Raw genomic sequence first — 10442 nt, forward strand, 5'->3', positions numbered from 1 at the left:
GGCCCGCCGCGAGATCGCCCGCCGGGACGGCGCGACGCGTCCGGCGGACGCGCCGCGCCTGGTCGCCGACCTGGCCCCGGGGGTGCGGGTCGGCGGCGTCCGGATGCAGTTCGTCCGGCTGCTGGGCAACCTGCTGGACAACGCCGAGCGGTACGCCGACGGCACGGTCGCGGTCTCGGTCAGCTCGTCCGGCGGGTTCGCGGTGCTGACCGTCCAGGACGACGGGCCGGGCATCCCCGAGGCCGACCGCGAGCGCGTCTTCGCGCGCTTCACCCGGCTGGACAGCGCCCGCAGCCGGCACGCCGGCGGCACCGGGCTCGGCCTCGCCATCGCGCGCGAGATCGCCCAGGCGCACGGCGGCTCGCTCGTGGTCGAGGACTCCGTCCGCGGCGCCCGTCTCGTCCTCAAGCTGCCCCTGGCCCCCGAGGCCCCCTGAGGTCCAGCCGGCCCTGGAAACGCCTGAAGACCCGGAGGCCGGGCCTCCGGGTCTTCAGATGGCGCGCTCCCCGCGGGCGGGGAGTCGGGCTCAGGCCTGGACGGCCTGGATCTCCAGGGTGATGTCGACCTTGTCGCCGAGCAGGGCCTTGTCGCCGCCCAGCGGGACGTTGAACTCCACGCCCCAGTCCTTGCGGTTGATCGTGGTGGTGGCGGAGAAGCCGGCGCGGGTGCCGCCCCACGGGTCGGTGCCGATGCCGTGGAAGTCCACGTCGAGGGTGACCGGCTTGGCGACGCCCTTGATCGTCAGCGTGCCGTCCACCTTGTAGGCGCCGCCCTCGGCGCGCACGCCGGTGGTGGCGAAGGTCATGGTCGGGTGGTTCTCGACGTCCAGCACGTCGGCGCTGCGGACGTGCCCGTCGCGGTCGGCGTTGCGGGTGTCGATCGAGGCCAGCTTGATCTCGGCGGTCGCGGTGGACGCGGCGACGTCCTCGGCGATCTGCACGGCGCCGGAGAAGTCGGTGAACGAGCCGCGGACCTTGGTCATGAGGTGCCGGATCGCGAAGGTGACCTCGGAGTGCACCGGGTCGATGTTCCAGGTGCCGGCGGTGAGGCCGAGCTCGGTGGCGGCGAGGGTCATGGCGTGCTCCTAGCGGGGTAGTTCTTGAAACTTCAACGAGCTGACTCTTCGGAGATTAGTTGAGACTTCAAGCAGTGTCAAGTCCGCCCGAAGCCGGGCCCGCACCCTGGAGCGTGCCCGCTTTCGCGTCCGCCTACATACAGGCCGACCTGCATGTTCTTCGGTAGGCTGCGGGCATGCCGCCATCCGTCCGTCCCCGCCGCACGCAGGAGGAACGCACCGCCGCCACCCGCGCGGCGCTGCTCGACGCCACCGTCGCCTGCCTGGTCGAGCACGGCTACCACGGCACCACCACGACCCGCGTCGTCCGGCGCGCCGGGGTCTCGCGCGGCGCCCAGGTGCACCACTTCCCGACCAAGAACGACCTCGTCCTCGCCGCCGTCGAGCACCTGGCCCGCAAGCGCGCCGACCGCTTCCTGGCCGAGGACCTGGACCGCCTGCGCGCCTCCGCCGACCCCCTCGGCGACGCCCTCGACCTGCTCTGGCGGGCCTTCCAGGGGCCGCTGTTCGAGGCGTCCATGGAGCTGTGGACCGCCGCCCGCACGGACCCCGACCTGCGCGAGCACGTCGCCGAGTTCGAGCGCCTGATCACCGCGGGCCTGCTGGACATCAGCCGCGCCGTCTTCGGCGACCAGGTGGACGACCCGGAGGTCCGGGGCCACCTCTACGTCGCCCTGGAGACCATCCGCGGCCTCTGCCTCCTGAACTTCGTCCACCCGACGACGCCGGAGCGCCAGGAGGCCCGCTGGCTCCGCTCCAAGGCCCGCCTCCGCCGCATGGTCGCCCCCGAAGGCTGATCATCCGTCCGCGCCGGGGGCTGGGACGCCCCGGGACCGGTTCGCTATCTTCGCTCCATGCGCGGAGAACCCGGGGAGTCGCTGGCCGGCCGCTACCGGATCCTCGGGCTGATCGGCCGCGGCGGCATGGGCCGCGTGTGGCGCGCGTACGACGCCGAGCTCGGCCGCGAGGTGGCCGTCAAGGAGCTGCGGCTGCCGGAGGAGATCGACGAGGCCGAGCGGCGGGAGTGGTACGCGCGGGCCGAGCGCGAGGCGCGCGCCGCCGCCCGGCTCCGCCACCCCGGCATCGTCGCGCTGCACGACCGGGTGACCGGCGACGACGGCCGCCCGTGGCTGGTGATGGAGCTGGTCGACGGCCCCTCGCTGGACGCCGTGATCCGCGCGGACGGCCCGCTGCCGCCCGCCCGCGTCGCCGCCATCGGACGGCAGATGCTCGACGCGCTGACCACCGCGCACGCGCACGGCATCGTCCACCGCGACGTCAAGCCGGCGAACGTGCTGCTCGACGGCGATCGCGCGATCCTCACCGACTTCGGCATCGCCGCGCTGGACGGCGACGCCACCCTCACCCGGTCCGGCGCGCTGCTGGGCACGCCCGCGTACATGGCGCCCGAGCAGGTCAGGGGACGTCCGGCGACCGCCGCCTCGGACCTGTGGTCCCTGGGCGCCACCCTGTACGCCGCGGTCGAAGGACGGCCGCCGTTCGGCGGTCCCACCCACGGCGCGGTCTTCGTCGCGATCGCCACCGAGCCCCCGCTGCCGCCGGAGAAGGCCGGCCCTCTCACCGAACTCCTCACCTCCCTCCTCCAGAAGGACCCGGAGGCCCGCCCCACGGCAGAGGCCGTCCGCCGCCTCCTCCCACCGCCGACCGCCTCGCCGCCTCCGGAGCCGCGCCCGACCGTCCCGTCGCCCGCGCGCCTGCCGGTCGCCCCGCCGCCCGTGCCCGCGCACCCGCCGGTCGCGCCGCCTCCGAGCGTCCGGGTGCCGGAGACACTGGTCACCCCTCCTGGGCTCCGGCCTCAGCGCGGACGGGTCGCGGCGGTCGTCGCGGGGGTCGCCGTCCTGCTGGCGGTGGGCGCCGGGTTCGCCGTGCGGGGATTCGCCTCGAACGGGGCCCGGCCGCACGCCTCGCCGTCCAGCCCCACCGCCACCCTTCCGGACGACGGCCTCCTCGACACCCACTCCGCCACCGTCTGGGGGCTGGCGTTCAGCCCGGACGGGAGGACGCTGGCCAGCGCTGACGACGAGAGCGCCCTCCAGCTCTGGGACACCACGACCGGAGCGCACCTGGCGACCCTCGCGCACGACACCGGCGACCCCCAGAAGTCCCGGCACGTGGTGGCGTTCAGTCCCGACGGCAAGCTTCTGGCGGCCGAGGACGTCAACAACGTGATCCAGTTCTGGGACGTCGCCGGCCGCCGCATCGTCGGCGACCTGCCCGACCCCGACAACGCCGGCGCCATCTCCGCCACGTTCAGCCCGGACGGCCGGACGCTCGCCGTCGGCGTCTTCAAGTTCGGCAAGGACGCCGCGATCGTCTCCCACGTCCGCGTCTGGGACGTCACCTCGCGGACGCTCCTGTTCAGCACGTCGGAGAGCGGCCAGTTCATCGAGGAACCGGCGTTCAGCCCCGACAGCCGGACGCTCGCGTACGGCGACGGTTCCAGCATCCGCCTCTGGGACGTGGCCCAGCGCAAGCGCACCGGCCGCATCGACACCGGCCGCCGTATCGACGCCGTCGCCTTCAGCCCCGACGGCGGCGCGATCGCCGCGACCGGCCCCAAGGTCCGCGCCGGGATCTGGGACATCGCCACCGGCAAGCTCCGCAGGGACCTGTCCGGAGGCGTCAGCGGCAGGCTGGCGTACAGCCGCGACGGCCGCTACCTGGCCACCTCCGCCGAGGACGGCGGCTCCGCGGTCCAGATCTGGGATCCGGGCACGGGCAGAGCCCTCCGCGGCCTCGGCACGTTCAACGGCTTCTCCCTGGCGCTGAGCCCCGACGCCACCCGGGTGGCCGCCGGCGACGCCGCCGGACAGATCCACGTCTGGCGGCTGTGAGTCACCGGGGCCGCTTGTAGACGGTGACGACGGCGGCCCCGCCCAGGCCGATGTTGTGCTGGAGCCCGGCGGTGACGTTCTCCACCTGGCGCGCGTCGGCCTGCCCCCGGATCTGCCAGGTGAGCTCGGCGCACTGGGCGAGGCCGGTGGCGCCCAGCGGATGCCCCTTGGAGATCAGGCCGCCGGACGGGTTCACGACCCACCGGCCGCCGTAGGTGTTGTCGCCGCTGTCGACGAGCTTGCCGCCCTCGCCCTCGGCGGCGAGCCCGAGGGCCTCGTAGGTGATCAGCTCGTTGGTGCTGAAGCAGTCGTGCAGCTCGACCACCTGGACGTCCGCGGCCGACAGGCCCGCCTCGTCGTAGGCGCGCCGCGCGGCGAGCTCCGACATCTCGGCCCCGATGATCTTGATCGCCGACTTCGACTCGAACGTCGCGCGGGTGTCGGTGACCATCGACTGGCCCGCGATCTCGACGGCGCGGTCCCACAGGTCGTGCTCGTCCACGAACCGCTCGGACGCGATGACCGCCGCGCCGGAGCCATCCGAGGTCGGGGAGCACTGGAGCTTGGTCAGCGGCTCGTAGACGGTCCGGGCGGCCTTGATGTCGTCGAGCGAGTACTCGTCCTGGAACTGCGCGTAGGGGTTGTTGACCGAGTGCTTGTGGTTCTTCCAGCCGATCCGGGCGAACTGCTCGGCGGTCGTCCCGTACTCGCGCATGTGCTCGCGCCCGGCGGCGCCGAACATGTACGGCGCGATCGGCTCACCACCCCACTCGAACAGCGGGAACAGCTCCTTGAGGTGGTTGAGCATGGGCTGCTCGCGGTCGTCGTAGGTGGAGCCGAGCGAGCCCTTCTTCATCTTCTCGAAGCCGAGGGCGAGGGCGCAGTCGACGACGCCCGACTTCACGGCCTGGCGCGCGAGGAACAGCGCGGTCGAGCCCGTCGAGCAGTTGTTGTTGACGTTCACGACCGGGATGCCGGTGATGCCCAGCTCGTAGACGGCGCGCTGCCCGGCCGTGGACTCGCCGTACACGTAGCCCACGTACGCCTGCTCGACCAGGTCGTAGGAGATTCCGGCGTCCGCCAGGGCCTTGGTCCCGGACTCGCGGGCCATGTCGGGATAGTCCCACTCCCGGCTGCCGGGCTTCTCGAACCTGGTCATCCCGACGCCCACGACGAAGGTCCTGTCGGTCACGGTGCCCGCCTCTCCTCAGGGTGGCTCGGACGCTAGGGGCTGTATAAGAAACAGTCAAGCTTGTATGTTTCCAACCGGAACGGTTCGCCGCACCACCTCCGGCGCGCAGGACCGACCCCTTCGCCACCCCGACCAGACTCAGGACGCTGAAGTCGCCCGAGCATGCCCGCCACATGATCCGGACATCCTTCGCGAAGCACGCAACTGCATCCAGGAGGCCCGACGTCTCCGCCAGCAGATCACCGAGCGCGACCAGGAGAGGCACGCGAGCTGACGCGGACCACGCGACGTCGAGGGTTTCTCATCACAGGATCAAGGGCGCCAGCTCCGCTCTCCGGGCCGGGTGGGGGCTCTTCGGCCGATCTGTCCTGGGCCGCTAGGCCGAGGTAACCTTAAGGACCTTGAGGAACTTGCAGCCTCAGCTTGTAAGGCCCGGCTCTGATGGGTAACCTGCATGCATTGCTGCCCGCCGTTCTCCGGAACTGGCGGGCATTTTTATGCCCTCTAGGGCAGAGTGGGTCCGTGCCTGACGAGCCCTCCGTAGCAGTGCTGATCGACTACCAGAACATCCACCTGACCGCGCGCGACGTCTTCGCCCCTCCGGGCACCGACGCCAAGGACACCCTCATTGATCCGGTGGCCTTTGCCGAGAGACTGATTGAGGTGCGGGGGAAGCGTCAGCAGCTTCCCGAGCAGAAGAACGCCAAACTCTGCGCGGTGAAGATCTATAGGGGCACTCCCAGCAATCAGCGCGAGCCCGGGTTGTACAGCGCCAACCAGCGGCAGGCGGCCAACTGGTCGAGGGACCCAAGGGTTGAGATCACATCCCGGACGCTGCGGTACCCGCCGAACTGGGGAGAAGCCTGGTGTAAAGAACGTCCACGCGAGAAGGGCATTGATGTTCTTGTCGCATTGGATGTCGTCGATCTTGCACAGCAGGGCACCTACGACGTGGTGGTCCTCGCATCACATGACACGGATATGGAACCGGCGATCGAGCGAGCCCTGTACCGGGGACGGTCGAAGGTCGAGACCGGAGGATGGTGCGGAGCGCGTCGGCTGAAGCCAGGACGGCGCAACGTTTGGCACACGACCCTGGACGGAAGTGACTTCGTCGGGGTTCGCGATCGTCGCGACTACTGGTAGCAGCATGGATCAACCGGCCGAGCAAGCTCGAACCAGAGGGCCTCGCACTCGGACCGCTGCGAGCCGGCGGGCACAGCTCGCACACATTCGCGATCTGTGCGACCGCCCCGGCGTGAGCTTGCGTATCGTGCCCGAAACGGCGGGTGCCCATGTCGGACACGATGGCGATTTCAAGATTCTCACAGTGGGGACCGTTGAGGTCTCGTGCGCAGAGATGGCGGGGATGCTGGGCGCGCTGCACCTGGAGGCCGAAAAAGTGGAGGGTTACGCCCGCCGCTGGGACCGGCTCAGTGACCTAGCCTGGTCACTAGATGAGTCTCTCGGCTGGATCGATAACGAGATGAGCGCGTACACATGATCATTTGGCGTAAGAGCAGTTACTCATCCCCGTCGGGCGGGGAGTGCGTTGAAGTCGCGCGCCTCGCCTCTGACGCCGTGGGCCTCCGCGACAGCAAGACCCCGGCCGGTCCCACGTTTGCGCTCCCCAAGTCGGCGGTGCGAGACCTGTTGACCCGGGTCAAGGCGGGCGAGCACGACTTGGCGTGACCCCCTGATGGACGAGCCCCCGGAGATCTCCGGCGGCTCTTTGTGTGTCAGGCGGAGGTCATGCGTCCCTCCGGCGCGCAGGGCGTGCGGCCGGCTCCGCCGCACACCGTCCATACCTCGTTGGGAACAAGGTGACTCGGCTCATGTGTAGGAGTCGCCGAAGTCGCCCATGGCCTTGCGGAACTCGGGTGAGCGAATTCGATCGGCCACGTCCAGCAGGTCTTGTACGCCGGACGCCTCGATCCAGATACGGCGCCCGTCCAGACGGCCGCCGAGGCCGAGCAGGGCCACCCAGAGCGATATGCCCATGTACCCCTCGACGCGGTGAGGCTGGGCGTGGACGAGCCAGCCTGCCGTGACCGGGGACTCGGTCATCGCCTCGTGTGCGCGCCGCGCATAGGCCGCTCCGTCCTCATGGCTATCGGGTTCCAGCATCCATTCCAGGTTCGGGCCCGAGCCGCCCCACCGGGCTGAAGCCCTTCTGCTGCGCCACCGCCTCACTCTCCGTCCTCCCTGGAGGCGTCGCTCTCGTCCTCGGGAAGCGCCGGCCCCATGCGGCGGATCGCCTCGCTGACGATGTCCAGGTATTCGGTGTGTGCAAGGGCCGTGATGATCCGGATGCGAGCCGGGAAGTAGCCGAACGCTTTCAAGCGGCTGGTGAAGGCCGTCTTGACTTCCTCCCAAGCCGCGTCCAGTGCGAGCAGGACCGGGAGAGTTTCCGTGGTCTCCAGGGCGTCCGTCGCATCCGCGCTCGCGAGCACGCAGATGAGTTCACGCATGCGGTGCGACGGGCGTCCGTCCGCCCACGCGACGTCCCACACGCGTCCCCATGCGCCGACGACCACAGGGACCAGGACGGCGGGGTCGGCGAAGCGGGTGGTGCGGTTGCTGTACGAGCCTCGGGCACTCACCGCGCGCCGCCCGTGCTCAGCGTCCAGGCGATCAGGCGGAGCACGTTGTGGGTGTCGGCCACGGGACCGAGCGACTCGCCTTCGGCGCTCCGCGTCGTCCAGACGTAGCACCACTGTCCGTCCTGGTAGTCGACGCGAACCTTGACGGGTGGGACGCCGACGACCGACAGTGCGACGGCGTCCCGCTCGCGAACCGCGCTCATCCCAAAACCCGAGGCCGCGTTCTCCAGGACGGCGAGTGCCTGAGCGCGAGGATGACGAGGACGTGACGCTGGCGGCGTCGATGGGTTTGCGGCTTCGGGCTGGACGGTCCGCGCGGCCCCTGCCGCATGCCGTCCACCGCGCCGCCGTATGAGGCGCATAACGAGACCTCCGTGACGGATTGTGTGATGCGAGTTACAGAGTGCGCCCTCTCGGGTTACTCTCGCTACGTTCCGCATCACGCTTGGAACCCCCCAGGAGGCGCGATGCCAGCGCGTGACAGCCTCGACCCGATGGGCTCGTTGTGGCACGTCATCGCCCTTGAAGTGAGGGCATGGCGGCTCGCCAAGCACATGTCCGAGGTCCAGGTCGCGGCCTTACTCAAGTGCGACCGTTCCACCGTTTCCAGGATCGAGAACGGGCTTCGGAAACTGAACGAGGCATATGCCCACTCCCTGGATGAGGTGTGGAAAACGGGCGGAGTGTTCGCTGCGCTCGTGCTCCACGCGAGTACGTTCGCCGAGCAGGACTGGCGGACCGGGCTGCGCCAGTACGAGCGCGAAGCCTCGCGTATGCGGATGTGGGACGTCTCGCTCGTGCCGGGCTTGCTCCAACACCCCGAGTACGCGCGAGCCGTGATCGCCAAGGCTTACGAAGCGGGTCTGATCAAGAGCATCGACCAAGCGCTGGAAGACCGGCTGGAGCGTCAGCGGGCCGTGTTCGAGCGCGACGATCCGCCCCAGATCTCAGCGGTGATCAACTGGCCGATCCTTCGCCACACCTACGGCGGTCCCGCCGTCATGCGTGCGCAGATCGAGCTGCTCATGGAGCATGCGGGACGGCCGAACGTCTCTCTGCGCTTCGTGGAGTCTGACGCCATGGGGCATGTCGGCCTGGACGGATCGTTCAAGCTCCTGACGGTCAGGAACCGCGAGTACGCGTTCTGCGAGGCCCCGCACGAGGGACGCATCCTCTACGTCCCTGCTGACGTTCACAAGATCTCGGTACGGTGGGAGCAGGTAAGCGACCATGCCTCGCCGGTACGGCGTACGGGCGCGGTACTACAGGAAGCGATGGAAAACTACCGATGACTGAGTGGCGCAAGTCGTCCCACAGCAGCTCAACGGGTGGCGACTGCGTAGAAGTCGCCCGCCTCGCCCCTAACACCGTCGGGATCCGCGACAGCAAGAACCCGGAGGGCCCCCGATTCGCTCTGCAGTCTGCGGACGCCCGCGCCCTCGCGGATGTCATCTGTGCGGGCGAGCACGACCTGGTGTGACCCCCCGATGGACGAGCCCCCGGAGATCTCCGGGGGCTCTTTGTGTGTCAGGCGGAGGTCACAGTGCTCTCAGGGTGGCTCGGACGGTAGGGGCTGTATAAGAAACAGTCAAGCTTGTATGTTTCCAACCGGAACGGTTCGCCGCACCACCCTCCGGAGGACGGCATGGCTCGCAGCTTCAACCTGGCCGACCTGTTCGAGATCGTCGCCGCGGCGGTGCCCGGCAAGCTCGCGATCGTCTCGGGGGACCGGCGGCTGACCTACCGGGAGCTGGACGAGCGCGCGAACCGGGTCGCCCACCACCTGACCGCGCAGGGCGTGCGGCCGGGCGACACCGTCTCGCTGCTCGCGCACAACCGGGCCGAATGGCTGGAGGCGCAGATCGGCGCGTTCAAGCTGCGCGCCGTCCCGGTGAACGTCAACTACCGGTACACGGCCGGCGAACTGGCCTACGTCATCGGCGACTCGGACTCGGTGGCGCTGGTCGGCGAGCGGTCGCTGATCGCCCGGCTCGGCGAGGCGCGCGGGAAGCTGTCCGGCCTCCGGCACGTCCTGGTGGTCGAGGACGGCTCGGACGACGACGTCCCGGACGCGGTCGAGTACGAGGCCGCCCTCGCCGCGGCCTCGCCTGAGAACGACTTCGGGGAACGGTCGCCCGACGACCTCTACCTGCTCTACACCGGCGGCACCACCGGCATGCCCAAGGGCGTGATGTGGCGGCACGAGGACATCTTCATGTCCGCGATGGGCGGCGGGAACGCGATGGGCGACCCCGTCCCGACGCCCGAGACGCTGGCGGAGAAGGTGCTGGACGGCGGCCTGAACACGCTGGTCTGCGCGCCGCTGATGCACGGCGCCGGGATGTGGGTCGCGTGGCTCGCGCTCACCACCGGGTCCACGCTCATTCTGTGGACGGGCCGCAGCTTCGACGCGGCGCGGGTGCTGGCCCTGGCCGCCGAGGAACGCGCCGTCACGCTGAACGCGGTCGGAGACGCCATGGCCCGGCCGCTGATCGCCGAGCTGGAGGCGCACCCCGGGCGGTACGACCTGTCCGCGCTGCTGGTGATCGCGACGGGCGGCGCGGTGACGTCCCCGGACGTCAAGGCGCGGCTGCACGAGCTCATCCCGTCCCTGCTCATGATCCTGGACGCGTTCGGCGGGTCGGAGACCGGCGCGTCGGGGCAGGCGGTCGCTCCGTCCGCCGACGGGCAGCCGCGGTTCGTGCCGCGCGGCGATG

General features: G+C 70.1%; 14 protein-coding genes. 9 read left to right on the top strand and 5 right to left on the bottom strand.

The features are described 5' to 3' along the window. The coding region (locus AB0J52_RS14350; protein ID WP_500182034.1) for a sensor histidine kinase at positions 1–436 on the top strand (436 nt) is incomplete at its 5' end. A gap of 90 nt (positions 437–526) precedes the next feature. On the opposite strand, the gene AB0J52_RS14355 is transcribed toward AB0J52_RS14350, so the two are convergent. Next, positions 527–1075 carry a YceI family protein gene (locus AB0J52_RS14355; protein WP_500182035.1) on the bottom strand — a complete coding sequence of 183 codons (549 nt, stop codon included), beginning with the start codon at positions 1073–1075 and terminating at the stop codon, positions 527–529. Between the two features lie 176 nt (positions 1076–1251). Here AB0J52_RS14355 and AB0J52_RS14360 point away from each other — a divergent pair, with 176 nt between their 5' ends. Then, a complete protein-coding gene (locus AB0J52_RS14360) occupies positions 1252–1872 on the top strand; it encodes a TetR/AcrR family transcriptional regulator (protein WP_500182036.1) in 621 nt (206 codons plus the stop codon). Positions 1873–1929: 57 nt separating this feature from the next. Beyond that, positions 1930–3930: a WD40 repeat domain-containing serine/threonine protein kinase gene (locus tag AB0J52_RS14365; protein WP_500182037.1), complete on the top strand. Its 2001-nt coding sequence runs from the start codon at positions 1930–1932 to the stop codon at positions 3928–3930. Between the two features lies 1 nt (position 3931). On the opposite strand, the gene AB0J52_RS14370 is transcribed toward AB0J52_RS14365, so the two are convergent. After that, complete coding sequence (locus AB0J52_RS14370; RefSeq protein WP_500182038.1) at positions 3932–5122, bottom strand: lipid-transfer protein; 1191 nt, start codon at positions 5120–5122, stop codon at positions 3932–3934. A 546-nt stretch (positions 5123–5668) separates the two neighbouring features. Between AB0J52_RS14370 and AB0J52_RS14375 the strand changes: the two genes are divergently transcribed. From AB0J52_RS14375 to AB0J52_RS14385, 3 genes are read left to right on the top strand one after another with little or no spacing between them, the layout of a single operon-like run. After that, the gene (locus AB0J52_RS14375; RefSeq protein ID WP_500182039.1) at positions 5669–6268 is read left to right on the top strand and encodes an NYN domain-containing protein; all 600 of its coding nucleotides are present in this window, start codon (positions 5669–5671) and stop codon (positions 6266–6268) included. A 4-nt stretch (positions 6269–6272) separates the two neighbouring features. Beyond that, on the top strand, positions 6273–6626 hold the full coding sequence (locus AB0J52_RS14380; RefSeq protein WP_500182040.1) for a Scr1 family TA system antitoxin-like transcriptional regulator: 354 nt from the start codon (positions 6273–6275) through the stop codon (positions 6624–6626). After that, positions 6623–6814 carry a DUF397 domain-containing protein gene (locus tag AB0J52_RS14385; protein WP_500182041.1) on the top strand — a complete coding sequence of 64 codons (192 nt, stop codon included), beginning with the start codon at positions 6623–6625 and terminating at the stop codon, positions 6812–6814. Before AB0J52_RS14380 ends, AB0J52_RS14385 begins: the two co-directional genes overlap by 4 nt. A 141-nt stretch (positions 6815–6955) precedes the next feature. Here AB0J52_RS14385 and AB0J52_RS14390 read toward each other — a convergent pair whose 3' ends face one another. From AB0J52_RS14390 to AB0J52_RS14400, 3 genes are all read right to left on the bottom strand, one after another. Beyond that, positions 6956–7249, bottom strand: coding sequence for a hypothetical protein (locus tag AB0J52_RS14390; RefSeq protein WP_500182042.1), 294 nt, complete (start codon positions 7247–7249; stop codon positions 6956–6958). A gap of 62 nt (positions 7250–7311) precedes the next feature. Then, positions 7312–7593: a hypothetical protein gene (locus tag AB0J52_RS14395; RefSeq protein WP_500182043.1), complete on the bottom strand. Its 282-nt coding sequence runs from the start codon at positions 7591–7593 to the stop codon at positions 7312–7314. A 128-nt stretch (positions 7594–7721) separates the two neighbouring features. Then, positions 7722–7928, bottom strand: a complete 207-nt coding sequence (locus AB0J52_RS14400; protein ID WP_500182044.1) for a hypothetical protein — start codon at positions 7926–7928, stop codon at positions 7722–7724. A 264-nt stretch (positions 7929–8192) separates the two neighbouring features. Here AB0J52_RS14400 and AB0J52_RS14405 point away from each other — a divergent pair, with 264 nt between their 5' ends. The 3 genes from AB0J52_RS14405 to AB0J52_RS14415 form a co-directional block, all read left to right on the top strand. Continuing rightward, positions 8193–9017 (top strand): helix-turn-helix domain-containing protein, encoded by an 825-nt coding sequence (locus AB0J52_RS14405; RefSeq protein ID WP_500182045.1) that lies wholly within the window; start codon positions 8193–8195, stop codon positions 9015–9017. Next, on the top strand, positions 9014–9205 hold the full coding sequence (locus AB0J52_RS14410) for a DUF397 domain-containing protein (RefSeq protein WP_500182046.1): 192 nt from the start codon (positions 9014–9016) through the stop codon (positions 9203–9205). The genes AB0J52_RS14405 and AB0J52_RS14410 overlap by 4 nt, the downstream gene beginning before the upstream one ends. A 165-nt stretch (positions 9206–9370) precedes the next feature. Further along, positions 9371–10442 (top strand): AMP-binding protein (locus AB0J52_RS14415; protein ID WP_500182047.1); only part of this gene is annotated, 1072 nt, incomplete at its 3' end.

The sequence above is a fragment of the Spirillospora sp. NPDC049652 genome, assembly GCF_040675125.1.
In the GTDB taxonomy this organism is placed as follows: Bacteria; Actinomycetota; Actinomycetes; order Streptosporangiales; family Streptosporangiaceae; genus Spirillospora.

Excerpts from the sequence above, each read along its gene's own strand:
- AB0J52_RS14355 (WP_500182035.1), bottom strand. The coding sequence starts at position 1,075 with ATGACCCTCGCCGCCACCGAGCTCGGCCTCACCGCCGGCACCTGGAAC.
- AB0J52_RS14360 (WP_500182036.1), top strand. The coding sequence starts at position 1,252 with ATGCCGCCATCCGTCCGTCCCCGCCGCACGCAGGAGGAACGCACCGCC.
- AB0J52_RS14365 (WP_500182037.1), top strand. The coding sequence starts at position 1,930 with ATGCGCGGAGAACCCGGGGAGTCGCTGGCCGGCCGCTACCGGATCCTC.
- AB0J52_RS14380 (WP_500182040.1), top strand. The coding sequence starts at position 6,273 with ATGGATCAACCGGCCGAGCAAGCTCGAACCAGAGGGCCTCGCACTCGG.
- AB0J52_RS14385 (WP_500182041.1), top strand. The coding sequence starts at position 6,623 with ATGATCATTTGGCGTAAGAGCAGTTACTCATCCCCGTCGGGCGGGGAG.
- AB0J52_RS14390 (WP_500182042.1), bottom strand. The coding sequence starts at position 7,249 with ATGCTGGAACCCGATAGCCATGAGGACGGAGCGGCCTATGCGCGGCGC.
- AB0J52_RS14395 (WP_500182043.1), bottom strand. The coding sequence starts at position 7,593 with ATGCGTGAACTCATCTGCGTGCTCGCGAGCGCGGATGCGACGGACGCC.
- AB0J52_RS14400 (WP_500182044.1), bottom strand. The coding sequence starts at position 7,928 with ATGAGCGCGGTTCGCGAGCGGGACGCCGTCGCACTGTCGGTCGTCGGC.
- AB0J52_RS14405 (WP_500182045.1), top strand. The coding sequence starts at position 8,193 with ATGCCAGCGCGTGACAGCCTCGACCCGATGGGCTCGTTGTGGCACGTC.
- AB0J52_RS14410 (WP_500182046.1), top strand. The coding sequence starts at position 9,014 with ATGACTGAGTGGCGCAAGTCGTCCCACAGCAGCTCAACGGGTGGCGAC.